Annotated in this window: 22 protein-coding genes and 1 pseudogene; 12 read left to right on the forward strand and 11 right to left on the reverse strand. The window is 39.3% G+C overall.

What is annotated here, in order from left to right; translation table 11 throughout:
- Window positions 1–123: 123 nt before the first annotated feature.
- The 4 genes and pseudogenes from clpB to V7K50_RS05925 form a co-directional block, all read right to left on the reverse strand.
- A complete protein-coding gene (gene clpB / locus V7K50_RS05910; protein ID WP_334958107.1) occupies window positions 124–2,742 on the reverse strand; it encodes an ATP-dependent chaperone ClpB in 2,619 nt (872 codons plus the stop codon).
- 191 nt (window positions 2,743–2,933) lie between these two features.
- Window positions 2,934–3,134: a hypothetical protein gene (locus tag V7K50_RS05915; protein ID WP_334958108.1), complete on the reverse strand. Its 201-nt coding sequence runs from the start codon at window positions 3,132–3,134 to the stop codon at window positions 2,934–2,936.
- A 21-nt stretch (window positions 3,135–3,155) separates the two neighbouring features.
- Window positions 3,156–3,314 (reverse strand): annotated as a pseudogene (locus tag V7K50_RS05920) (HNH endonuclease); the annotation flags it as partial.
- Between the two features lie 38 nt (window positions 3,315–3,352).
- Entirely contained in the window at window positions 3,353–3,715 is a 363-nt protein-coding gene (locus tag V7K50_RS05925; protein ID WP_334958109.1) for a hypothetical protein, read from the reverse strand.
- Window positions 3,716–4,329: 614 nt separating this feature from the next.
- On the opposite strand from V7K50_RS05925, the gene V7K50_RS05930 reads away from it, so the two are divergent.
- Together V7K50_RS05930 and V7K50_RS05935 are read left to right on the forward strand one after the other, a co-directional pair.
- A complete protein-coding gene (locus V7K50_RS05930) occupies window positions 4,330–4,704 on the forward strand; it encodes a hypothetical protein (protein ID WP_334958110.1) in 375 nt (124 codons plus the stop codon).
- 79 nt (window positions 4,705–4,783) lie between these two features.
- Window positions 4,784–5,038, forward strand: a complete 255-nt coding sequence (locus tag V7K50_RS05935; RefSeq protein WP_334958111.1) for a TIGR02450 family Trp-rich protein — start codon at window positions 4,784–4,786, stop codon at window positions 5,036–5,038.
- Window positions 5,039–5,207: 169 nt separating this feature from the next.
- Here the strand turns inward: V7K50_RS05935 and V7K50_RS05940 are convergent, their stop codons facing one another.
- Window positions 5,208–5,381, reverse strand: a complete 174-nt coding sequence (locus V7K50_RS05940; protein WP_334958112.1) for a hypothetical protein — start codon at window positions 5,379–5,381, stop codon at window positions 5,208–5,210.
- A gap of 324 nt (window positions 5,382–5,705) precedes the next feature.
- Between V7K50_RS05940 and bchL the strand changes: the two genes are divergently transcribed.
- From bchL to V7K50_RS05955, 3 genes are all read left to right on the forward strand, one after another.
- Window positions 5,706–6,572, forward strand: coding sequence for a ferredoxin:protochlorophyllide reductase (ATP-dependent) iron-sulfur ATP-binding protein (gene bchL, locus V7K50_RS05945; protein WP_196528135.1), 867 nt, complete (start codon window positions 5,706–5,708; stop codon window positions 6,570–6,572).
- 32 nt (window positions 6,573–6,604) lie between these two features.
- Window positions 6,605–7,393, forward strand: coding sequence for a DUF5331 domain-containing protein (locus V7K50_RS05950; RefSeq protein WP_334958113.1), 789 nt, complete (start codon window positions 6,605–6,607; stop codon window positions 7,391–7,393).
- A 256-nt stretch (window positions 7,394–7,649) separates the two neighbouring features.
- The gene (locus tag V7K50_RS05955) at window positions 7,650–9,053 is read left to right on the forward strand and encodes a ferredoxin:protochlorophyllide reductase (ATP-dependent) subunit N (protein ID WP_179074414.1); all 1,404 of its coding nucleotides are present in this window, start codon (window positions 7,650–7,652) and stop codon (window positions 9,051–9,053) included.
- 66 nt (window positions 9,054–9,119) lie between these two features.
- Here V7K50_RS05955 and V7K50_RS05960 read toward each other — a convergent pair whose 3' ends face one another.
- Complete coding sequence (locus tag V7K50_RS05960) at window positions 9,120–10,136, reverse strand: hypothetical protein (protein ID WP_334958115.1); 1,017 nt, start codon at window positions 10,134–10,136, stop codon at window positions 9,120–9,122.
- Entirely contained in the window at window positions 10,123–11,286 is a 1,164-nt protein-coding gene (locus V7K50_RS05965) for a reverse transcriptase domain-containing protein (protein ID WP_334958117.1), read from the reverse strand. Before V7K50_RS05965 ends, V7K50_RS05960 begins: the two co-directional genes overlap by 14 nt.
- A gap of 467 nt (window positions 11,287–11,753) precedes the next feature.
- Between V7K50_RS05965 and V7K50_RS05970 the strand changes: the two genes are divergently transcribed.
- The 5 genes from V7K50_RS05970 to V7K50_RS05990 all read left to right on the forward strand — a co-directional run bounded on the left by V7K50_RS05970 (window position 11,754) and on the right by V7K50_RS05990 (window position 14,250).
- Window positions 11,754–12,116 carry a hypothetical protein gene (locus tag V7K50_RS05970; protein ID WP_334958119.1) on the forward strand — a complete coding sequence of 121 codons (363 nt, stop codon included), beginning with the start codon at window positions 11,754–11,756 and terminating at the stop codon, window positions 12,114–12,116.
- A gap of 41 nt (window positions 12,117–12,157) precedes the next feature.
- Complete coding sequence (locus V7K50_RS05975) at window positions 12,158–12,409, forward strand: hypothetical protein (protein WP_334958121.1); 252 nt, start codon at window positions 12,158–12,160, stop codon at window positions 12,407–12,409.
- The gene (locus tag V7K50_RS05980; protein WP_194042817.1) at window positions 12,390–12,653 is read left to right on the forward strand and encodes a Txe/YoeB family addiction module toxin; all 264 of its coding nucleotides are present in this window, start codon (window positions 12,390–12,392) and stop codon (window positions 12,651–12,653) included. Before V7K50_RS05975 ends, V7K50_RS05980 begins: the two co-directional genes overlap by 20 nt.
- Window positions 12,654–12,994: 341 nt before the next feature.
- Entirely contained in the window at window positions 12,995–14,047 is a 1,053-nt protein-coding gene (locus tag V7K50_RS05985; RefSeq protein ID WP_334958123.1) for a nucleotidyl transferase AbiEii/AbiGii toxin family protein, read from the forward strand.
- Between the two features lie 11 nt (window positions 14,048–14,058).
- Entirely contained in the window at window positions 14,059–14,250 is a 192-nt protein-coding gene (locus tag V7K50_RS05990) for a hypothetical protein (protein WP_442944552.1), read from the forward strand.
- 386 nt (window positions 14,251–14,636) lie between these two features.
- On the opposite strand, the gene V7K50_RS05995 is transcribed toward V7K50_RS05990, so the two are convergent.
- Window positions 14,637–16,034: a hypothetical protein gene (locus tag V7K50_RS05995; protein WP_334958125.1), complete on the reverse strand. Its 1,398-nt coding sequence runs from the start codon at window positions 16,032–16,034 to the stop codon at window positions 14,637–14,639.
- Between the two features lie 411 nt (window positions 16,035–16,445).
- On the opposite strand from V7K50_RS05995, the gene V7K50_RS06000 reads away from it, so the two are divergent.
- Both V7K50_RS06000 and V7K50_RS06005 read left to right on the forward strand, forming a co-directional pair.
- Window positions 16,446–17,519 carry a hypothetical protein gene (locus tag V7K50_RS06000; RefSeq protein ID WP_334958127.1) on the forward strand — a complete coding sequence of 358 codons (1,074 nt, stop codon included), beginning with the start codon at window positions 16,446–16,448 and terminating at the stop codon, window positions 17,517–17,519.
- Between the two features lie 3 nt (window positions 17,520–17,522).
- Entirely contained in the window at window positions 17,523–19,088 is a 1,566-nt protein-coding gene (locus V7K50_RS06005) for an MBOAT family O-acyltransferase (RefSeq protein ID WP_334958129.1), read from the forward strand.
- A gap of 474 nt (window positions 19,089–19,562) precedes the next feature.
- Here the strand turns inward: V7K50_RS06005 and V7K50_RS06010 are convergent, their stop codons facing one another.
- The 3 genes from V7K50_RS06010 to V7K50_RS06020 all read right to left on the reverse strand — a co-directional run bounded on the left by V7K50_RS06010 (window position 19,563) and on the right by V7K50_RS06020 (window position 23,590).
- Complete coding sequence (locus V7K50_RS06010) at window positions 19,563–21,635, reverse strand: AAA family ATPase (RefSeq protein ID WP_334958131.1); 2,073 nt, start codon at window positions 21,633–21,635, stop codon at window positions 19,563–19,565.
- The gene (locus V7K50_RS06015; protein ID WP_334800081.1) at window positions 21,632–21,805 is read right to left on the reverse strand and encodes a hypothetical protein; all 174 of its coding nucleotides are present in this window, start codon (window positions 21,803–21,805) and stop codon (window positions 21,632–21,634) included. Before V7K50_RS06015 ends, V7K50_RS06010 begins: the two co-directional genes overlap by 4 nt.
- A 309-nt stretch (window positions 21,806–22,114) precedes the next feature.
- Window positions 22,115–23,590 (reverse strand): DNA phosphorothioation system restriction enzyme, encoded by a 1,476-nt coding sequence (locus tag V7K50_RS06020; protein ID WP_334958133.1) that lies wholly within the window; start codon window positions 23,588–23,590, stop codon window positions 22,115–22,117.
- Window positions 23,591–23,636: the final 46 nt, after the last annotated feature.

The raw sequence follows: 23,636 nt of genomic DNA on the forward strand, positions 1-23,636 counted from the left end.
TTTTAGATTAACCCCAGGGATCAATCCCGTGACAAAAGAATTAAGCCCCCCAATTTATCGGGGGGTTGGGGTGATCATCTTTGTGGGCAAAATATCACTGACACCAAGCCTATCCATCTTCACTTAGCTAGTGAACACCTCAGCAGGTAAGCGACTAAAAGAAAGACGCTCATTTTGCACATCTACAAAGATGGTGTTGCCGTCGGTGAATTCACCGCGCAAGATGGCTTTGGCAATTTGAGTTTCTAACTCTCGCTGAATCGCCCGCTTCAGTGGACGTGCCCCATAAACTGGGTCATACCCTACTTCTGCTAAAAAGTCAAGTGCAACATCCGAGAGTTTGAGGGATATTTTGCGATCGCTCAATCTTTGCCGCAATCTCTCAACTTGCAGTAGCACAATTTGCCGCAATTCCTTCTTATCTAAACCGTGGAAGATGATAATTTCATCAATCCGGTTCAGGAACTCTGGACGGAAGCTATTTCGCATTGCTTCCATTACCCGACGTTGCATTTCGTCGTAATGGGCGTTATCTCCGGCGACATCCAGAATGTACTGGGAACCGATGTTACTGGTCATGATGATAATAGCGTTTTTGAAGTCCACCTTATGACCTTGGGCATCAGTGACGCGACCATCATCGAGAATTTGCAAGAAGATATTAAATACATCGGGGTGTGCTTTCTCGATTTCGTCAAAGAGAATCACTGAGTAAGGACGGCGACGAATCGCTTCTGTAAGTTGTCCACCTTCTTCATAACCCACGTATCCTGGAGGCGCACCGATTAAACGAGAAACGGCGTGTTTCTCCATATACTCCGACATATCGATTCGTACTAGTGCATCTTCACTGTCGAACATATACGCCGCTAGTGCTTTCGCCAACTCGGTTTTACCCACACCCGTAGGGCCAAGGAAAATAAAGCTAGCAATGGGACGATTGGGATCAGCCAATCCAGCGCGCGATCGCTGAATTGCATCGGCTACGGCTGTGACTGCTTCTTCTTGTCCAATGACGCGGTGATGCAGTTCATCTTCTAAATGCAGCAGTTTCTCTTTCTCCGATTCCACCAACTTGCTGATGGGAATTCCTGTCCATTTAGAAATAATTTCAGCAATATCACCTTCTGTAACTTCTTCCCGTAATAGTGATTTACCACTTCTTTGAGTATTTGCCAATTCCGCTTCTACTGCTTCCAATTGACGATGCAAACTGGTTAAAGTGCCGTATTTCAACTCAGCAGCGCGGTTAAGATCATAGTCGCGTTCTGCTTGCTGAATCTCTAAGTTAACCCGTTCAATCTCTTTTTTCACAGACTGAATTTTGTCAATGATATCTTTTTCAGACTGCCATTGAGTATTCAGCGTTTTTTGTTCTTCTTTGAGATCGGCAATTTCTTTTTCCAGTCTTTCTAGACGTTCACGAGAAGCTGCATCGCTTTCTTTTTTCAGTGATAGCTTCTCCATTTCCAATTGCAGAATCTTACGATCAATTTCGTCGAGTTCTTCTGGTTTGGAGGTAATCTCCATTTTGAGTCTAGCGGCGGCTTCGTCTACCAAATCAATAGCTTTATCAGGGAGGAAGCGATCGCTAATATATCGACTCGACAATACGGCGGCGGCAACTAAAGCACTATCAGAAATCTTCACCCCGTGGTGGTTTTCATAACGTTCTCTCAACCCGCGCAAAATCGAAATACTATCTTCGACACTGGGCTGATCCACATAAACTTGCTGGAAGCGTCTTTCTAGTGCGGCATCTTTTTCGATATGTTTGCGGTATTCATCTAGAGTTGTCGCCCCAATACAGCGCAATTCGCCCCGCGCCAACATTGGTTTTAACAAGTTACTCGCATCCATCGCGCCTTGGGTTGCACCAGCGCCGACAACGGTGTGAATCTCATCAATAAATAAAACAATCTTGCCGCTAGATTCGGTAACTTCTTTTAATACCGCTTTCAGACGTTCTTCAAATTCACCCCGGAATTTTGCCCCAGCAATTAAAGCACCCATATCTAAAGCAATTAGCTTGCAGTCTTTGAGAGACTGAGGTACATCACCTGCGATAATGCGCTGTGCTAATCCTTCGGCGATCGCAGTTTTACCAACACCTGGTTCACCAATTAGCACAGGATTATTCTTGGTGCGGCGAGAGAGAATTTGCACAGTCCGACGAATCTCATCATCTCGCCCAATCACTGGGTCAAGTTGACCTTTACGGGCGGCTTCTGTGAGGTCACGCCCGTATTTTTCCAGTGCTTCGTACTTGCCTTCTGGATTTTGGTCGGTCACTTTTTGGCTCCCCCGAATTTGTTTAATAATATCTTTTAGCTTGCCTTCGTCTAAACCAAACTCTTGGAATAAAGCTTTGCCAAAGCGGTCATCTTTAGCGTAAGCCAGCAATAAGTGTTCAATTGAAATATATTCATCTTGAAACTCTTTGCGATATCCATCTGCTCGATCTAGAAGTGTATCTAAACTGCGTCCCAAATAGACAGAACTGCTGCTACCAGATACTTTCGGCTGACGTTGGAAAAATTGTTCCGTGCGATCGCGCAGTTTTTGGAGGTTAACACCTGCCTTAGTCAGAATCCCAGTTGCTAGACCATCTTGTTCTAGCAGCGCTTTCATCAGGTGTTCACTTTCAATTTGCTGTTGTTGATATTGTTTAACAATATCCGGGGTATGAGCGATCGCTTCCCAGGCTTTTTCTGTAAATTGGTCAGGATTAGTAGGTTGCATAGGCTTTTGGAATAAAGAACCGCATTAGACACCCTAAGAATGCCTTCCCGTAGGGTAGCTAAGGAAAGAAAATTTTTGCTTACAAGGTTATTGTAAGAAAATGGCAGCGATCGCCTAGATCGGTGTTCACGTCTTGTAAAAGTCGTATTTTCCCTTACTTTGTATTTCCAATTTATTGCTGTGCTGTCCGACTACGGAAACAAACTCAAGCGAATCCATAATTGTCTGGCTACTACTTGAGAGGCGCTGTTCATCTCCAAATATTCGATAGTGACTTTTCCAGAGGAAGTTATGCCTATAATCTTGCCAGATTGATTATCAACCTGAAAATGCTCACTCCACTTATCCTGTCTGGGATGAAAGAAACTAACTTCAGTGTTGGAATCAGGCACAATGCCACTAATACGAGTTCCTTTACGGAGATTACAGGAGCGACACGCCAGAGCTAAATTTGCTTCGTCATTTTCACCTTGGCGAGAGAGCGGGATAATATGCTCAACCTCAAATGGAAAATTAAAGATTAGTTCAGGGGCTTGGCAGTATTCACAACGATGGTTGGCACGCCCAGCGATGTCTACGACGAGCTTCGCTTACGCACCGTAATACCGATTCACAAACTCTCTTGCTGTAGCAATGCAGCTGTTCGGGCTGCTGCTGCTCTTAATTCAGCCTCAACCAAAGTATCCAGTTCTGCTTGTTGCTTTGGTGGCAATGCTTGCCCCTGATCTCGTGCCAACCGCCATAAACTCATCAATTCCGATAACCGTTTTTGTTGTTTAGCGCTAAAAAACGGGTCAGGGCTAAAATTTTGAATGACAAGCAGTGCGCTGAACTCCGTTTCACCCAACTGAGTAGTTAACGCGTCTAGGGCTTGCCCCGCAGTTTTGCCAACAGAGTGCTTATCCCCTGCAATGGCGCGATAAGTTTTTTCACCATCAGCATCAAACATTGGCAAGATTGCTACTGTAGTCATACTTCCAGCTTGGAATCCTTTGCCTCAAATTATAGCTCTACGCGAACAACACCTAAGCAAGCGATTGAAAATTGTAAAAAGCGATTATAGAGAATTCATACTTGCTTTATAAATTAGTTTTTACTTAAAGGGTGTTACCAGATTAAGGTTTAGCAGAATTACTGAACCAATTATAGGTAATAGATAAATAAAATGTGGTATCTGATAAACCTGCTAAAAAGTAGTTATACTCTTGTAGGCAAAATCTGATTTTAACCATGCAAAAATTTTAATTAATATATCAGTTTTATGAAACGAATTCTCGGATTAGCAATTGCTTCTTTAATAGCATTTCCTTCGACTGCATTGGTAACGTAAAAAGCGATTGAGTAAATACGATACAGATACATAGTATTAGTGATGGATCAACTTAAAAAAGAACGTCTAGAAGCAAGGGGTTGGAAGGTTGGCACAGTTTCAGATTTTTGGAACTAACGCCAGAAGAAAATGCTCTGGTTGGAATCAAACTAGCACTCAGCCGGAGTTTAAAAGCACGACGATAAAAAGTAATGACACTCTCCTCCTGCCGCCACACAGAGTTAACATAATCCCAGGTCGCCTAGTGGATGCTGAAAATGATTGACCCCTACGACTTTGAAGATGATGACTTTGACTTTGAGGATGAAGATTTCTTGAAAATAAAACCCACCAGCCAAATGACTGAAGGGGAAAAGCTACAGAGGTTTAAGCGGTTCTTCGACAGCAGCAGCCGTGCTATGCTGCAAGATTGTCTATTTCGCATCGTCAATTATGAAGATGGTACGGGTACGTTAGAAATTCTTTGCCCTAATGAAGTCGTAAGACAACGCCTTTCCAAGAAAAAGCGCAAAATTACCAACAACATCAACACCTGCTGGAGCCATATTAGATGGTTTTCGCTATGTGTACAGCAAGATAGTGAGTTGCATTGCCAGAAATTTACCCGTAATGGTGATTTGGTTACATCTTAAAAGAGGGGGATGAGGGGGATGAATTAATAACCAATGCCCAATGCCCCATGCCCCATGCACAATAAATAATAAATAAGAAATGACAAAAAAACAAAAATTTCCTTACCTAGTTGGTTCTAAGTGGACGGCACAGCAAAAAGTTGATGGCTGGCGGCACTTCCAAGTTGTCAACCGGAAAAATCAGGCTAAGTGGGTTTACGCCGAAATGGTTGCTGCTTGTGATCCGAAAGTCCGTTTCTGGATGAATGCCAAATTATTACAAGATAACTCCCAGTGGCAAGCTGGCTGGCAAACATTACAGGAAATCCACGGACTTGAAACTGAAGTGTGTTAATTAGCCTCATTCCCAGTCTCTGACTGGGAATGCCCCTCAAGAGGGCTGCCACCTCCTAAATTTGGTAAATTAATAAATTTTTACAAAAACTGACTAACTTACTCTCAAGCAGCAATTAAATGGTTGTGACTAGAGACTCAAAACTGGCAATTTATCTCCGATACCTTCTCTACGAGACGCTACGCGTAGCTTGCTTCCACGTTCGCGTAGCGTCCCGCAGGGAAGTGGTACGGTGAGCTACGCTAACGCAAATTCCAGTAGTATTTCCAGCATGAGGCTGCATATACCTCTCTTTACCCTTGGCACTGCACCAAAATGCCTTGAAAACACGTTGTACTACCATCAGCTAATTCGATAAAAAGCATTCAAAAAAGCCGATTTCAGTTTTTTGTATTTTGTAACTCTTTTTATAAAAATAAGTAATAAAAACTTTTTATTTATGGTTTTTAGAGCTAATAAAGTCTTTAAAGCTCATAAAGAGCTAAATAGATGTAATTTTGATTTAATTCATCGGATCAGACCGTTTTCCAAATTAAGAGCCACTTTCTTTTCTAGGTAATTTGCCCAATAATGATATTCACGTACCTCACGCATCGCCATCTCAGGACAGGTGAAGGCAAATGTTTGAGCCACAAGTTTGACAAACAGCTATAAGAGGCAAACAACAGTGAAACTAGCAGTCTACGGAAAAGGTGGTATCGGTAAATCCACAACTAGCTGTAACATATCAGTCGCCCTAGCTAAACGTGGCAAAAAAGTGCTGCAAATTGGTTGCGACCCCAAACATGACAGTACCTTTACCCTGACTGGGTTTTTGATTCCAACAATTATCGACACCCTCCAAGAAAAGGACTATCACTACGAAGATGTCTGGCCGGAAGATGTAATTTACAAAGGCTACGGCGGTGTGGATTGCGTAGAAGCTGGTGGGCCACCTGCGGGTGCTGGATGCGGCGGCTACGTAGTCGGTGAAACCGTAAAATTACTTAAAGAACTCAACGCCTTTGATGAATACGATATAATTCTTTTTGACGTTCTCGGTGACGTAGTTTGCGGTGGCTTTGCAGCACCACTCAACTATGCAGATTACTGCCTGATCGTTACAGACAATGGCTTTGATGCTTTGTTCGCGGCTAATCGGATTGCTGCTTCAGTCCGCGAAAAAGCGCGAACTCACCCACTGCGTTTAGCTGGGTTGATTGGCAATCGCACCTCCAAGCGCGACTTGATTGAAAAATATATAGAAGCTGTGCCCATGCCAGTTCTAGAAGTTTTACCTTTAATTGAAGATATCCGTGTTTCCCGTGTGAAAGGTAAAACTTTGTTTGAGATGGCAGAGCAAGATCCTTCCCTAGACTACGTTTGCGACTACTATCTCAACATTGCCGACCAAATTCTGGCGCGTCCTGAAGGTGTTGTACCTAACGACACACCAGATCGGGAGTTGTTCTCTTTGTTGTCCGATTTTTATCTAAATCCGGGTAAACCCCAGGTTCCTAATTCAGAAGAGGAACTAGACTTGATGATTGTATAAATCATCAAGTTCTCAGGATGGGGGACAATAATATGGCTTTCTTTGACAGCTTTACGGATTCAATCAAACAAAAGTGGTTGCAATTTTTCCAGAACAATCGAGACTGGATTACCTTGCACATGGAAGTGGAATCAGTGTACACACCTGATGGCGGGAAGCGACCACCTTCTTACCTCATCCTGGGAGTTCTTAACGCCCTAGAGCCAAAACTAGCGCAGTTAATGTTGCCCTTTGCCAAACTCAATCCTGATGCCGATACGCTAATTCAGGTGCTGGATTTGCATTTTGACCCAGATTTAGCTCTCGGTAATCGCTTCGTCGTCAACCCAGAACCAGAGAAATACGTAGAAGCTGCTGCTGCGATCGTTGATGAAAAGTCTGAAGATGATACATTGACACATTCTCATACAAATGGTTTTGCATCGGTGGCGGTAGTTCAAGAGTTCATAATGGTGGATTCTGATGATGAAAGCCTGGAAATCAGCGAGTTGGAGGAAATCGAAGATGACTTTGGCGATATTTCCTTAACCAACGGACACGACTCAAAAGATGAGTCTCTCGAAACCTCTAGTTTAGAAGCAGATGAATTTGGGGAAATTGCCTTCGATTCAACAGCTGCAATGGAAGTAAAGCTGGATGAAGAAGAGGCGCTTGAAGATAGTCCGCTAGATGAGAATGCGTTTAAAGACGTGTTATCAGATGTCTGGGGTGATGAAACAGCTTTGCAAAAGGCTGAAGAAAATAACGATTTTTTGGGGGAAGAACTGCCAGCAGGCGTTTTTGATGAATCAGAAATTGCCCGCCTCTTCCCCAATGCTTAATTATTGCCGTTCTTCGCAATTTTAAGTTTTAGATTTGGGACTTCGGCTACGCTCAGTCGAACGGTTTTGGATGAGGAATTAGGGAAATTGTCGTTAGACAGAGGATACTTTTGTTGTCCCAGTCTTCAATCCCTCCGGGTTCAGCAGTCACTCATGGGGGGAAACCCCCAAGACCGCGCTGCTTCACCAAAATTATCAATCTAAAATCTAAAATTGGTTGAACTGCCATTAAATATCAAGGGGAGAAAAAACCAAAATGACTGTCGCTCAACAACCAGAAGCTTTAAGCTTTGAATGTGAAACTGGAAATTACCATACCTTTTGCCCAATTAGCTGTGTGGCGTGGTTATACCAAAAAATTGAAGATAGCTTCTTTTTGGTGATTGGGACAAAAACTTGTGGCTACTTCCTGCAAAATGCGATGGGGGTGATGATTTTTGCTGAACCCCGCTATGCAATGGCAGAGTTGGAAGAGGGCGATATTTCAGCACAGCTGAGTGATTATGAAGAGTTAAAGCGTTTGTGCTTGCAGATTAAACGCGATCGCAATCCTAGTGTAATTGTCTGGATTGGCACTTGCACTACAGAAATTATCAAAACAGATTTAGAAGGTTTGGCACCGAAGCTAGAATCTGAAATCGGGATTCCCATCGTTGTCGCGCGGGCAAATGGTCTAGATTACGCCTTTACTCAAGGGGAAGACACCGTATTGGCAGCAATGGCTAACCGTTGTCCTGATAAAGCTCCGGTGGCGGAAACTGAGAAAATTGAACGAAATGCGATCGCTAAATTGCTCAACTTTGGTAAAAAGAAAGAAGATGTCGCCCAAGATGAATCTGAGTACGTAGATCATCCACCACTGGTTCTCTTTGGCTCCCTTCCCGACCCCGTAGTTACTCAGTTAACCTTGGAACTGAAGAAACAAGGCATCAAAGTTTCCGGCTGGCTACCCGCGAAGCGCTTCACTGAATTGCCAGTATTGGAAGAAGGGTATTATGTCGCTGGTGTCAACCCTTTCCTCAGCCGCACCGCTACCACCTTAATGCGCCGCCGCAAGTGTAAACTCATTGGCGCACCCTTCCCCATTGGCCCCGATGGTACCCGCGCTTGGATTGAGAAAATCTGCTCGGTGTTTGGTATTACTCCCAAGGGTTTGGATGAACGGGAAGCCCAAATTTGGGCAGGCTTGGAAGATTACGTGAAACTGATTCGCGGTAAGTCTGTATTCTTCATGGGTGATAACTTGCTGGAAGTTTCCCAAGCAAGATTCTTAATCCGTTGTGGGATGACTGTTCACGAAATCGGCATTCCTTACATGGATAAGCGCTATCAAGCTGCTGAGTTGGCTTTGTTGGAGAAAACTTGTCAGGAAATGAATTCACCCCTGCCAAGGATTGTAGAGAAGCCGGATAATTACAATCAACTTCAGCGAATTTATGAGTTGAAACCAGATTTGGTAATTACTGGTATGGCTCACGCTAATCCGTTGGAAGCACGGGGTATTAATACAAAGTGGTCTGTGGAGTTCACTTTTGCTCAAATTCACGGCTTTACAAATGCGCGTGACATGTTAGAGTTAGTGACTCGTCCGTTGCGTCGGAATAATAATTTGAAAGATTTGGGTTGGGATAAGTTGGTGAGAGAAGAAGCGAAGATTTAGATTTGGGTTTGGATTTAGCAACAGCATAATAGTATGTTACGGGCGAACTTTTGGGTTCGCCTTTTTTTATTTCGTCATATCAAAGTACATTTGGCATACAAACCAAGTTACAGCTTCCAATATTCCATCATAATTATCTAGATCATCTTCAAGTTTTTTATATTTTGATATCTTTTCTTGAAGCTCGTTTTGTTGTGCTTCTTCATTATTCGGGTTATGTTCAAAAATATTACGGAATTCTCTTACGTTATCTATACGAAAATAAAATTTTTTATTTAATAGTTCAAGAGAGGAAGGTAGTTTGGCTGACGGTCTTTTCAGTGCTTTATTTGATGTTTGTACATTACGAGATATAGTATTAGCAGATTTTTCTTTATAAAAATATTCACCGTATAATATAATAAAACATAACTCTAGTCTAAAATTCATATTTTGTGATTTTAGCTTGGGTAATGACAAATACGCTTCCCTATTTGAAATATAGCAGTAATTATCTGTATTTACTTTGTGAGCATTATATTCACGATTAGGTAAATATATATCAGGAAATATCCACTTCTTTGGCTTTATTTCTGGATACTTTTTTTCAAATAAATCACAAGCTTTTAATAACTGATCATTATTTTCTTCAAAAAACTTTTTTTCTAAGAAAATTTTTATAACATCTTCAAGAAGGCCGAAAGCACAACGACAAAATCCAAGAAAATTCTTCTCATAAAGAGAACACATATTTTTGTTGCTGTTAAACATAATTTCTATTAGTAATTTATTTTTGTCATTTTTATCAATAAATGAATAATCTATTAAATCAGTACGGATAGATTTATTATCATAATTCGGGATTGTTTCTGTTTGATTTTCAACAGGATAAACATCTAAACTACTTTTTATAATAGAAACATCACTTTTCTTCTGACTATTATCTAATACAGTAGTAGTTACACCATCATTCTGTGTTGCTGAAGAAGCAATTAAATGCTCTTGAATATGCTTCTTAAATGCTAAAGATAAAGTATCAATGTTATTTTTAATGATAGAAATATCATTTTTAATATCATCAATATCATTATCATTTATCTCCATAAGAAAAATTTCCTTTAATCCAAACTAATATTTTACGTAACAAATCTTTATCTCTATTACTTAGTTCAAAATACTGAGTTAAATATTTTTGATAAATAGGATCTTCTTTACCTTTAACCATACCTAAAAATTCTATTTTTCCGCGAAGAACTTGCTGAAATTTAGCTACACCTTTACTATAATGCCTCTCTTTGAATTCATATTTATTTAAATATTCCAATTCAGACGATTCAAGACCAAACTTACTCCAAGCATGAAGCATAGCTCGAATCTGACGTATATAATTACGATCCACATTAGGAAATGTATTAACAGTTATACTTGTAACTTCTTGATGCTCTTGAGCATTCTGTATTCGTACTTTAAGTTCATTAATTTCAAAGTTGTTTTCTTGAATAATTGAATATATATCTTTACCCAAAATCACTTTTTTAAGTTTTTCTTGATCTTCTGTTGTAATTATGTAAGCTATTTCTTCAGGTAGGTTAGGTCTCGTTGTTGAAAAAGTAATATCATCTGCATATCTCGTATATGTAAATCTATATTTTTTTGCCAGTTTTTGAAATTGACTGTCTAGCTTGGCACAGAGCATATTAGATACTATTGGTGAAGTAGGAGCGCCTTGGGGTAATTGGTTATCATGGCAACAAATCTGTGCTAAAACTGTTGCAACTTCAGGATTTAAAGCATAGGGTAATGCCATAAACATTCCTCTTACTCGTCCAAAATTAATTGAAACAAAAAAATCTTTTAGGTCAAAATTAAGTACATATCGCTTACCTATGTGAGCTTTTGCATTAGTTACAATATTTTTGTTTTTTACAAAGCCATGAACTGAAGGCTTGACTTGGTATACGCACTGTAAAACTTGATTAAGTTTTTTTTGGATTAACTTTAAAGATGTTGCAGGCGTAGAGATGATACGGTTTCCTCCTAATTTTTTAGGTATTTGGAAAGTTGTATATCTAGATTCATAAGGAATTACATACAAATAGTAGACTAAATCTCCGTATGGTATTTCTAGAAGTCTTGCTACATCTCTTCCACTCCTTAAAGAGTAAAATTTTTTAATTAATTCATCACAATTTTTATCCAAACAGGGTTTAAGAGCCTTTCTCGCTTGACTCTTTTCTTCTCCATTTTGGGACATTGTTCAAACCCTTATGTTTAGATTAAAAATGAATGATGTGTGCTTTTACTGATAGTTACTATATAATTCCTCGTGGAATAACCAACTCTTTAAAAAATTGTGGAGATATCTAGAACATTATTCCCACTTACTCAAAGAAAACGCATCACAGCAAATTATACGTAAAGCTGACTTTTCGGCTGACCGTCGCAGGATCAACAACGGCAATCAATAAGGTTCACTAGATATCTCCTACTTAAAAAGTATATGTTTTTTGCTTCACTGTCAAGAAGTAATCTTTATAAATGATAATACTGCTTATATTCCAGTAAAGATATTTACCAGTAAGCACTTTAGGATTTATTTAATTTTGTTTAATTTTCCAAAAGCGCAAAGCACAGCCAAAGAAGAGAGGGATCGCTATTTTTAACGAGAAGATGCAGAGCGATCGCAGATACAATCATAAGTAAAAGACAAGCAGGTAGAAAATGGCTGAAATTGTCACCCTTCAACTCCCTGAAACAGTGGCACAAAAAGCAAAGGAAATCGCTGCTTTCACACATCGGCGACTTGAAGATGTATTACTAGAATGGATTGACCGCGCCATTACCGAACTACCTATGGAATCATTACCGGATGATCAGGTTTTGGCTATGTGCGATATGCAGATGGAAAGTCAGCAGCAAGAGGTTTTCAGTGACTTGCAAGCGCGTCACCGAGAGGGACAGCTTAATGATGCAGAAGTTCGTCAACTAGATGAACTCATGCAGGTCTATCGACGTGGCTTAGTAAGTAAAGCAAGAGCCTTAAAAGTTGCTGTTGAACGCGGCTTGAAACCAGCCCTCAATTAAAAGTTACAATAAGGTGGTAAAGATAGGAGTAAATATGAATTATGCTTAGTGGCATTAAACAAAAAGCTGTTGTTGGAAAAGATGGCAGGATTGAACTTTTAACAACGGAATTACCAGAAGGAACAGTAGTAGAAGTCATTGTCCTAGTTGAACCATCAACTGAAGAAGATGAAACTAACTATCTTCTGAAATCAGAAACTAACAAAAATAATCTACTCAAAGCTTTGGAAAATGTAGCAGCAGGAAACCTAATTTATGTTGATTTAGATGAATATGAAAAAAGTTGCCTTTGAACCAGAAGCTTTTGAACAATTAGGTCAGTGGGCAACAGAAGACAAAAAAATCTTCAAAAAAATCTTGGAACTGATTAGAGATATACAAAGAGATCCTTTTGCAGGTATAGGGAAGCCAGAACCATTAAAATATGAATTGCAAGGTTACTGGTCAAGGCGGATCACTGATGAACATAGATTGGTTTACAAAGTGCAAGAAGATCTATTGATTATTTTGACTTGCAAATATCATTATGAGCAATAAAGTTTATTGAGGTGGGGATATTATTTTAGTTCAGTCTATCGCTCTTTTTTAACCCAATGATATCAAGCAAAACAAGAGAGCGATCGCAGATATATATATGAATCCTATTTGATTTTTGAATAAGCTCCGTACATCATAAATAGTTCTACAGCCAGCTGCTTTTAGTTGCGTCATTGCCAGTTCCAGACCGTCTATCATGCGCTGTCTAGTCAAACTTGTACCAAATATTTATTGAAATTCTGACCATTCTGCCCAATGTACCCCTGGTGGTAAGATACCACTTTCGTCAAATTCTGGAATCATTTCTCACACCCTAGCACAGCTTAATTATCCAGTTATGAGTGTCTCATAATTATTTAAAAATCCCAGTTTTAACCAAAAACCGCATAAGGACTAAAGTGATCGAGGAGCATTACAATGGTGAATACAGGATTTTGGTTTGGATTTTGAGAGAGTTTATTATAGAAAAAATTCAACCATATTTTATGCTAAATCCACAAAAGCTACCATTTTTAGAGTCTATTGGTTGGCAGCTAAAAAATGTATATCAAATGAGTGAGAAAGAAATTGTTCAATTGTATCAACGCAATTGGCATTATCAAACTACCTTCAACAATTTAAAACAAGAAGAAAAGGATTTTGTTCATTATTTAGCAAAAAAATATAACTCCTGGATATTACCGGATTTTGAAATGTTTCATCTCGATCATCATAATAATATACTTAAAATCCTTAATGCTTTCAATCCAGAAATTTTCAAAAAAGCTTCTGCATACTTTGGCGGTGGTACACTGTTGGCGTTAGAATATGATGAATACAGGCTTAGTAAAGATATCGATTTCCTCTTCCCTTATGGAACTGAAAATTACAGGTATTTAAGAAATTTGATTTATGACGAAGGAATTGTAGCATTATTTCAAAGTATAACAAATATCGAATTAGGTGACAGTACAATAAATCAATATGGTATTCGTTTCCTTGTTGTAGTCAATGAAACAACTATTAAAGTAGAAATTGTAGCCAATGGGATTTTTACTTTAGACCCTCCTGTTTATCCAGAATGGACAAAAATACCTTGTCTGAGTATAAGCGATAGATTTACATCAAAACTAATGGCTAATGCTGACCGATGGAATGATTCAAGTACACAATCTAGAGATTTGATTGACTTAGCAATATTGCGTATAAATAATGAAATCCCCGCACGTGCGATCGCTAAAGCTGAAGAAAGCTACGAAGTAAAAAAGCCATTAGTTAAAGCCATCACTAATTTTACTGAAAAAGAAAAATATAGAGATAAATGTTTTCATGAGTTAAACATACCTGAAGAAAAATTTTCCATAATAATGGATGGAATAAATTTGCTTTTTGCTGACTTTGAACCTATGAATTAAAGGAAATTAAAATGCAATCATCACTACCAAAGGAGCAAGAATTTATTACTATTGATATGCGTAATAGAATTGTTTTAAAACCTAAGAAGCTTTTTCCAGAAACTAAATTAGATGATGTAGCAGGTTATTTAAAATATCAACGAAAACCTAAAACTCTTGAGGATATAGATAATGCAATTCGCCAAGGTATAGAGGAATCGTGATTTAAAAGTAGAAAAGTGGCTCAAACCTGATTAAAAAAGCTAACAAGTTTCTATTCACTAACTCTATAACTCACCATGACTCAAAAAAACTATCTACTCCCCCTAAGCTTCGAGCGAATTCTTAATCTTGTCCTACAACTTCCCGCACAAGAACAAGAAAAACTTATTGAATAAATAAAAAAAACCTCTTCAAATAATAAAGATGAAGATTTACTTAGTGTTTTTGACAGAATCGGCAGAAATGCCCAAGCCAAAGGATTAACCGAAGAAATTCTAGAAGAATTACTCGCCGATGAATCATAAACCTAGCCGAATATCAAAACCAGATTATTACTCTCAGAGAGTTTATTGACCTTGATTAATTCATCTTTAATCCTGTAATTAGTTCACATGGAAGGCTGTAACTCTAAAGGTTTGGATGGAATTATGTACATTAATTCTGCGCCGTCTGGTTTAATTTCTGTAGACGGAGTTAATTTAAGCCAGTCATGAAAGCTGATTCCTAGTTGGGATATTGCTTGTACTTCTGTTTGGTAAGATTCAAAGCGGCGATTGGTTTCAATCATAGATTCCATTACCTCAAATGCTTGGGGAAGACGTTTGTAAGCTTCTTGGTTCAAATCATCCTGACTTGGGCCAAACCAACCACCTTCAACCTCAACAGGAGTTAAAATTGCTGCTGGTATTGAGTCTAACCATTTTTGAGGATCTTTGGCTATTTTAAACAGATTTTTACGCTGAAGCTCAAACACAGCATTTTCATCCAAAGCTGGATCAATCCATTGATAAATTCTGGTCAGTCTTCGCAAATCAATCTGACCTTTTAACTGAGGATGTAAGTATGCTGCGGGGTTAGAGGTTAGCAGAATCTCAACATATTTATGGATACGAGAACGGATAACTTTAGCCCCTTCTTGAAAGCGGCGAAGTGCTGTTTCGTGTTCTTCTAATTCTAAATAGCAACGTGCTTCAGCTAGGTAGGCTAAAGATAAAGTTAGCAGATATTCATCAGCAATTTGGCTTTTTTGCTCAATTTCGATATCGGTGTATTCAGTGTAGATATGCTGTGCTTCTAAAAATCGGTTAATAGCTTGTAGTGCGCTGCTTCTACGATTTTCAATTTTGGTCATTGTAAAAGCATTATTTGCTAATTCGATTGCAGCACGAAAATTTGCATAAAAACTAAGGTCTATTTTGCGGTTGACTTTATTCAGTAATTTCTCAGCTTCTTTTAGGCGTTGTTCTAATTCATTGAGGCGCTGTGCTATTACAGCAAAGCCTATTACTGAAACACCTAGATTAAGTACACTAGCAGCAGTAGTTACTTGCAAAAAACCTTGAGTTAATTGCAGATTCTGCCCAATTTCCCCTAACTGATTTTCAATCCCATCTAAACGTCCATTGACATCGGCGAAGCCTTTCCCAGAAATAGCCGCATTAGCGACTGTTCCAATCAGATTTACCCCTGAAACAGCTATGTTACCTAAACTTGTTTGTTCAACTCCACCTAAACGCTGGTTAACATCAGCTAGTCCTTTTCCTGTGACAGCTGCATTAGCCCCTGAAGCAACAAGATTGGCACCGGAGAAAATAAGGTTGAGTAAATTGTTAGGGGAAGAACTTGATGCTGGAAGTGGAGAATTATTGGGTTCCCTTAACCAGGTAACAATATGTTTGTTCGCTGCTTCTACAATTACACCCCCAACCCTTTCTAAAGTCCCATCTTGCAGTCCTTTGACAATCCAACTAGCAAGCGTAAAGGTTACTGTCAATAGTATAGTCATAATCTTCTCTTGATTGCTAAAATATTTACACTTCACTCAGTATTCCCACATTGATATGTTGTCTAACAATTCAGCTAATAGTAATGCGAGTTCTATTCTGTCTAGCTCTTTTGAATGAACCACAAAAGACGCAAAGAAAGAGAGAACTTAATTCAGATAGAAGGCTGTAACTCTAAAGATTTGGATGGAATGATACATCCCAGATTCTAAACTTCAAAATGTAGTATATTAATAATTCAAAAAATAGTTATCAGTAGTAGTTACATAATTAAGTATTAGTACTGATGACTATTAGCTACTGGGCTATGATTGTGGTTACATAGCGTAGGTGCAGCCCAACCTAGTCATAGTTATCTTTGGTAACTTTTGTATATTACAAAATGAAGTATGGGAAGTTGGTAAAAAAATTAAATGAATAAAAAGTCAATAAAAAATCAAAATAAATTAACTAGTTATTATCACTTTCTGCGGATAGTAACACTAACTACGCTTATTTTTTATGCAAAAGAACCAGTAATTAATCTCCTAACAATTTCAGGAGACTACAGAAAGTATAAAACGGAAGATTGGATTTTCTATGCATATAAAAACAAACAAATGTATGAATCGCAAATCCTGAGAAAAAAAATATTGATTGTTTCTGGTAGTAATGCACTATTTGGCATGGATGCGAAGCAAATTGAATCTTCTACTGGGGTGCCAACAGTAAATCTCGCAGTTCACGCAGGGCTGGGGATTGATTATATTTTGTATCAGGCAAAGAAAACATTAAAACCTGGGGATATTGTTTTACTTCCTCTGGAGTTTTCACTTTATCATCAGAGCAAAGACGATCAATTATTATCAAACACATTACTAACAAAATATATCATTTCTTACGATCATGATTACCTGAATCAGCTTGGCTTAATTGACAAATTAAAAGTTATACTAGATCCCTCTGGTATCAGTCAAGAAGATATAGATACCATTGCAGCAATCCTCAAAAATGAATCACCTTTTGACAAGAACAGGGTTTACAGTAGAATTTTAGAAAGAGTTCACACAGGAAAATGTTATACAGGAATGTCCCTAAATAAAAATGGCGATGAGACATGTAACATAGGTAAATCGCCAACTGAAGATATTAATAAAAAACTAATTGATCCTGTTCTGAACAAACCTATCGATACATCTGGTTCTATCAGAGATTTTTGTATGTATGCAAAAAAACACAAAATTACTCTTATACCTCTTTATCCAGCATTACTCTTTAATTTAAATTATGATTCTAATAAATATAAAAGTTATTTTTCCCAAATCAAGACATTTTGGTTAGAACAAGGTTTTCTTTTTCAAGACTCTCCTAGTCAAAGCTTTCTCGAAGAAAAAATGATGTTTAATACAATTTATCATCCCAATGATAAAGGTAGGACTTTGCGAACCGAAAATGTCATAAATCTCCTGAAGAAACATCTTTCAGAACCTAATGTAGACAAATTTTGAAGTATGCTCTTTAACTCTTATGAATTTATATTTCTCTTTTTGCCCCTTGCACTGGGTGGTTTCTTTTTGTTTTGTTGGGTAGGTATCCCCTCGCTGGTGACAGGCTGGCTGCTCTTTGTATCACTAATCTTTTACGGATATTGGAACGCAAAATTCCTACTGTTGCTGCTGGTCAGCATAGCTGTCAACTGGCTAGTCAGCCAAGTCATGGCGCGGCTGCGAATCAAACTACTTGATGGTCAGTCGATGACAAATGCCATTCGAGTGCTTCTGTTCCTTGGCATCGCCTTCAACCTTGGTCTAATTGGTTATTTTAAGTACATTAACTTCTTTATCGACACTATCAACGGTCTTGGTACTTCCCTGGGGAAGATCAACGATATCATCCTGCCCTTGGGGATCTCTTTTTACACCTTTGAGCAGATTAGCTATCTAGTGGGCGTCGCGCTTGGCAAGGGGCGACACTATAATTTGCCTCGGTTTATGCTCTTTGTCACCTTTTTCCCTCATCTGATTGCTGGTCCAATTCTGAGCGCCCACGAGTTGATCCCACAGTTTCGCTCGCTCAACTATCGCTTCGATGCCCGCAATCTGGCACTAGGCTTCACAGTTTTCAGCATCGGTTTGTTCAAGAAGACCGTCATCGCTGATTCTATTAGTGGCTATGCCACGCCGATCTTTGAAATGGCTGATCATGGTCAAGTTATTAGCTTTTTTCTGGCCTGGCAGGCTGCAATTGCCTATACGCTGCAACTCTACTTCGACTTCTCCGGTTACTCAGACATGGCGGTAGGGTTAGCGAAGTTGTTTAATATTAAGCTGCCGATGAACTTTTTCTCACCCTACAAGGCAATCAGTATTGGTGACTTTTGGCAGCGTTGGCACATTAGCCTCTCACGCTTCCTGCGTGACTACCTCTATATCCCCCTGGGCGGAAGCCGTCAAGGGGAAGTACGCCGCTACCTTAACTTAATTATCACGATGCTCTTAGGGGGCTTCTGGCACGGAGCAAACTGGACGTTTATCCTCTGGGGCTGTTTGCATGGCACTTATCTTTGCATCGATCACGCTTGGCAGCAGTTTCTCCGTCAGCGCGGTTGGAAAGCACCTTCTAGTCGATTGAGCCAGTTCGCAGCACGGGCGCTAACATTCCTGGCTGTAGTCATTTCTTGGGTGCTGTTCCGGGCTGAGACATTAGATGGTGCAGGAAATATCCTACGTGGTATGGCTGGGTTAGAGGGCTTGATCTTGCCGGAGACTTATGTCACAAAACTAGCCCTACTCAGCCGTTTCGGTGTCGAGTTTGGTAAGGTCGATAACTTCGGCGGTATTGATGGGAGCGTTGTGATCTTGGGAGTGCTTACAGCAGTCTTCCTGTTACCGAACATTTATGAGTTTATGAAAGGCGAACCTGTGGTGCTGGATGTTTACCACCATCTAGAGGGTGAATCTCGCCCTTGGTGGGGCTGGAAGCCGACAACATTCTATGCTGTGCTAGCAACAATCTTATTTTTCGTTGGAATAGGTTTCAGTAGTGAGCACAGTGAATTTCTCTACTTCCAGTTTTAACTGTAAGAAAAGGCTACCATCAAGACACCAAGAGGAAAAAGAGTGCAGCAGAAGGAAAGAAGTATTAATAAAAACTTGAGTTTTGCGGATAAAGCCCAGTTTTAACCAGAGGATGGGAAGTAAAACAAGAGAGCGATCGCAGATACAATCATAATTGACTTCTTCACCGACCTAAAGGCGCTCTTAAGAAGGAGTAATGAGTAATAAGTAATAAGTAATGAGTAAATACCCATTTTTCATCCACTCATTACTCCTTACTCATTACTTTAAAGCATTGCGTGAAGCACGGGGCTTTAGACCCAATTCTTTGGTAAAAGGGAGCTGGTAGAAAATCACTGAAATTGTCACCCTTCAACTTCCTGAAACACTGACACAAAAAGCAAAATAAATCGCTGCTTTCACACATCGGCGACTTGAAGATGTATTCTCCTCGTTCTCTGGTTCCGCCTAGACTCGCAACCATAACTTTATCCTTTAAACATTACGTTCAACCGCGATAATTTCAGTATATTCATACTCATTCGGACTTTGTTTCACCAAAGGATATCTTTCTCCACTTAACTGAATATAATCTTGTTCGCAATCCGGCTTAGATGAATAATACGTCAGCACATATTCTTTACCAATTCTGTTTGTCATTTCTGCTTCTACTTCACCCCGCCACTGAGTCTTAGTAACTAAAACTATCAACTGATTCGCTAATTGGGGAATTGTCTTTGCAATGTGTCGCCGCGAACTTTCATCCAAACTACCAAAGGGTGAATCCATGACAATTGGGAAAGTGCTACTGTCGGGAATCATCATCATTTTCCGTTTCTTACTCCATTCCCGCACTTTGTCAATAATGCTGGCAATAAAGGATAAACTGAGAATTTGATTCTGCCCGGTGGATGCTGCAACTAGTGCTTCTATACCTGTGGTATTTTCTACTAATGTCAGCTCATATTTATCGCTAATTTTAGGAATATATGGAGTTACAGAAATTTCGGTAAATATCTCTTGTACACGTTTTTCAAGTTGCAGGCGAAATTGTTGTTCTTGACGATTTTTAACTTCGGTTAACCGTTCGATTGCATCTTGAGTGGCATTAATTCGTCGCTGTGCTAAAGTTTGGTTGTCTTCATTCAGCTTTTGTTTGGCAATTTGTTTGTTTAAATTTTCAATTTCAGTTGTAAGTTGAGCAATTTGCTGCTGATTTGCACCTTGTTCTCGATTTAATTCATCAATTTTACTTTCAATTTCGTCTAACCGTTTTTGCAAACTGCTAATTTCTTCATTAGCATCTTTTCGCAATCGCTCTTGAATATTGTCTAAATCGCCTTCAATTTGAGATATGCTTTGCCTTAACTGATTAATCCTAGTTTGCTCTCTGTCAACTTCTTCCCAAAATCCGATGGCTTGCTTATCAATTTCATCTACTTGAGCTATCATCCTAATTGCAGTTTCTTCTACCGCCGAAGAACCGGCTTTATTTAACCAAGTACTCACATGAGTATGAGAATGATTACCTGCGTGTAATTCTGCACCACAAATACAGCGTTGAGAATTGAGTAAATCACTGACAAATTCCCGCGAAATTCCTGATGTTAATTCGCCTCGCGCCTTCAAATCATTGATAATTCCTCGAAACTGGGCTGTAGTTTCTGACAAGAAAACGGTATAACCTCGTGCAGAAATAACTTTTTTTAGCGCTTCTTTGTTTTTTTTGTATTCTTCTTGATTCGCCGCTTTCTGAGATTCTAAATCCTGACATCTTTCTTGCAATTCTTTAGCTGCGCTCAGTTCTCGCAAACGGTTACTTGTTTCTTTTTTAAAAGTTTGTTGATATTCTAACTCTTCTTTAATTTCTGTTTGCCGTTTGGTAATGCGTTCACGTTCTCGCTCTATCTTTTCTTGCTGTCGTAATAGTTGTTTAGTTTGGGAATCACCAATAGCTTTTAACTCATTTTCTAGAGTTTTTTTAGCATCTCCCAAATGTCTGATAGAACGGTTGATTACCTCCACACCCAAGAAAATTTTTATAGCTTCGGCAATTTCAGCTTTTTTGTCAGAACGGACTATTTGTTCAATTCGTTCGCCGTCAAAGAAAAAATATTGATGTAAAGTGGCGGGTAGAATTTGATTAATTATATCTTCTAGTTGCTGATCTTGGATCTTCCATTTGCCATCGTCATCACCAACCCATATAGATAATTGAGTTTTGCCAGCATCAAAATCACCTTCGTTTTTATAACCCCGACAGGCGCGTTTAACTCGATAGCGTTTACCTTCGTGTTCCCAGCCAATTTCTACCCAACATTCTACAGCTTGACCTTTTGGAGTTTCTGCGATCGCACGTTTATTAATTAGCTGTTCTATCGATGCAAAGGCTGCACTAAACTTTTCATATAATACCCAAGTAAAGGCATTTAGTAAACTGGTTTTTCCCGATCCATTATTCCCATAAATAATCGTTGTGTTGTGAACATCTCCACCAGCTAGGAGCATCTCTGGTGTCTTACCATAAAAGGAGCGAAAGTTGCATAGCTTAATTGAAGTTAGCTTCATCGCACCTCTTCCTTGATAATTTTCAAAATATTATCATTGATATGGCTGTTGCTTTTCTTATCTAGCCTACCTTTTTCCTCCTTCCAGACTCGCTCAATAATTTGCCGTACTTCCGGTGGAGCGCTGGTTATTGGCTCCTGCACATCATCAATATTCGCCTCTTGTGACATATTGAGTTTTGAAATATACTTTTTCTACATTTTAACTTTCTTTAGTGCTGGAATAACCTCAGTAAAGCCACTGTTTACGTTCTCTTTAAAATCCGAATTTTATTTGAAAAAATACTTTATTCTTTTATTGTTTTCTGTTATGATTTATTTTAACTAATCTAGATCACAATCGAATGTAAGCAGCTTTAAAATTTTCAGTTGCATCCCATTATAATCAAACTCATAATTTTATTATTTCATACTTAATACTTGTTTTTTCAAAACTCGAAAAATTTTTACAAATAAATACAACCATTGTCAGATTCATCATCAAATATCTAATAAACCATATCGCTTTTGTAAATCCAGTAACTTCATTCTGGCAACGCCCGCATTATCAGCCAAATCAGCAAATTCTACAAAGCGACGCAATTCCTTTTTTAACAGATTGCGCTCAACTTCTATGGTTTCTCTATCTAAATCTGGTGGCAAAACAATCATGTCAAATATAGTGGCACGTTCTTTACCTGGATGAGGACGTAAAACTCGCCCCCGCCGTTGAATGAATTGGCGGGGATTACCAGAACTTGATAGAATCACCGCAGTTTGAATTGCTGGAATATCAACACCTTCATCTAAACAACGAATTGCCACCAAACCTTGCAATTCGCCGCTTTCAAATTGACAACGTAATATTTCTCTTTCTTGTAAAGTTGTTTGGGCTGTATAGGTGCTTACCTTGTACCCCAAATCCACCCCCAAAATTTTAGCAACAGCTTTAAGTTGGCGTAGAGATGAACGTTCTCCCGACTCTTGGGAACCATCACTGCAATAGAAAAGAGTGTGGCTAGTTTCGCGGCGAGTTGTCATTAAATCCCGCAAAGCATTTAATTTATTTTCCGCCGCACCAATTAATCTTGCTCTTTGCATCAATAACGGTTTTAAATCTTCATTGTCTTCAAAATTTCCGCCATTTTCCCGATCGCGATAAAGTAGCGATCGCCCAATTCTTTTAGTTAACTTTAAATAGGCAATGCTTTCGGCTTCAGTTAACTCCACTAGCACCGGATAATACAGATAATGTACCAAAGCACCTTGAGCGATCGCATCCCTCAAAGTAAACTCCGGTTGGAGAACTGGGCCAAAATAATCAAATAAAGATTGCGTACCAAAATCATCAAAATACCTCTCTGGCGTGGCAGATAAAGCTAGTCTCAACCCCACACTACGCGGTAAACTTTCTTCTAACCTGGGTGCGCCTAAATTATGCGCCTCATCCCCAATAATTAAGGTTTTGGCGGGAAAATATTTGAGTTGAGACTGAAACCCATCTCCAATTAAAGTGGAGTTCGTAGTGATCACCGTGATAAACCGTTGAGAACCAGAACGCAGATTATAAATTTGGGTAGAAAGTTGACTTTGCCAAGTGCGTAAATTCTCAAAAGCTAAAATGGGTTGCAAATTAAATTTTTCACATTCTCGCGCCCATTGGGTGACGAGATGGCGATAGGGACACACCACCACCAGAACTTGCAAATTAATCTGCTGATATAATTCACAAGCGATCGCAAGTGCGGTAATCGTTTTACCACTACCAGTAGCCATTTTTAGCGTCCCTCTGCCATTGTTGGTAAACCAGCTAGCGATCGCTTGGCGCTGATATTGCCGCAATTGCAGAGACGGAGGCATTCTTGGGCATCCTGGTAATGGTTGCGGAGTGTAATAACTGCCCGTACTTTCCCTTGCATAAGGTAATTTCAACCGGAAAGTGGGCAGTTGCTGCACTGAATTTTTCGTCAGGTACATAGTGGGAGTTAGGAGTTAGGAGTTAGGAGTTGGGAGTTAGGAGTTG

It is taken from the genome of Nostoc sp. (assembly GCF_036917135.1).
Lineage (GTDB): Bacteria > Cyanobacteriota > Cyanobacteriia > Cyanobacteriales > Nostocaceae > Nostoc.

Excerpts from the sequence above, each read along its gene's own strand:
- clpB (WP_334958107.1), bottom strand. The coding sequence starts at position 2,742 with ATGCAACCTACTAATCCTGACCAATTTACAGAAAAAGCCTGGGAAGCG.
- V7K50_RS05925 (WP_334958109.1), bottom strand. The coding sequence starts at position 3,715 with ATGACTACAGTAGCAATCTTGCCAATGTTTGATGCTGATGGTGAAAAA.
- V7K50_RS05930 (WP_334958110.1), top strand. The coding sequence starts at position 4,330 with ATGATTGACCCCTACGACTTTGAAGATGATGACTTTGACTTTGAGGAT.
- V7K50_RS05935 (WP_334958111.1), top strand. The coding sequence starts at position 4,784 with ATGACAAAAAAACAAAAATTTCCTTACCTAGTTGGTTCTAAGTGGACG.
- V7K50_RS05940 (WP_334958112.1), bottom strand. The coding sequence starts at position 5,381 with ATGGTAGTACAACGTGTTTTCAAGGCATTTTGGTGCAGTGCCAAGGGT.
- V7K50_RS05950 (WP_334958113.1), top strand. The coding sequence starts at position 6,605 with ATGGCTTTCTTTGACAGCTTTACGGATTCAATCAAACAAAAGTGGTTG.
- V7K50_RS05955 (WP_179074414.1), top strand. The coding sequence starts at position 7,650 with ATGACTGTCGCTCAACAACCAGAAGCTTTAAGCTTTGAATGTGAAACT.
- V7K50_RS05960 (WP_334958115.1), bottom strand. The coding sequence starts at position 10,136 with ATGGAGATAAATGATAATGATATTGATGATATTAAAAATGATATTTCT.
- V7K50_RS05965 (WP_334958117.1), bottom strand. The coding sequence starts at position 11,286 with ATGTCCCAAAATGGAGAAGAAAAGAGTCAAGCGAGAAAGGCTCTTAAA.
- V7K50_RS05970 (WP_334958119.1), top strand. The coding sequence starts at position 11,754 with ATGGCTGAAATTGTCACCCTTCAACTCCCTGAAACAGTGGCACAAAAA.
- V7K50_RS05975 (WP_334958121.1), top strand. The coding sequence starts at position 12,158 with ATGCTTAGTGGCATTAAACAAAAAGCTGTTGTTGGAAAAGATGGCAGG.
- V7K50_RS05980 (WP_194042817.1), top strand. The coding sequence starts at position 12,390 with ATGAAAAAAGTTGCCTTTGAACCAGAAGCTTTTGAACAATTAGGTCAG.
- V7K50_RS05990 (WP_442944552.1), top strand. The coding sequence starts at position 14,059 with ATGCAATCATCACTACCAAAGGAGCAAGAATTTATTACTATTGATATG.
- V7K50_RS05995 (WP_334958125.1), bottom strand. The coding sequence starts at position 16,034 with ATGACTATACTATTGACAGTAACCTTTACGCTTGCTAGTTGGATTGTC.
- V7K50_RS06000 (WP_334958127.1), top strand. The coding sequence starts at position 16,446 with ATGAATAAAAAGTCAATAAAAAATCAAAATAAATTAACTAGTTATTAT.
- V7K50_RS06005 (WP_334958129.1), top strand. The coding sequence starts at position 17,523 with ATGCTCTTTAACTCTTATGAATTTATATTTCTCTTTTTGCCCCTTGCA.
- V7K50_RS06010 (WP_334958131.1), bottom strand. The coding sequence starts at position 21,635 with ATGAAGCTAACTTCAATTAAGCTATGCAACTTTCGCTCCTTTTATGGT.
- V7K50_RS06015 (WP_334800081.1), bottom strand. The coding sequence starts at position 21,805 with ATGTCACAAGAGGCGAATATTGATGATGTGCAGGAGCCAATAACCAGC.
- V7K50_RS06020 (WP_334958133.1), bottom strand. The coding sequence starts at position 23,590 with ATGTACCTGACGAAAAATTCAGTGCAGCAACTGCCCACTTTCCGGTTG.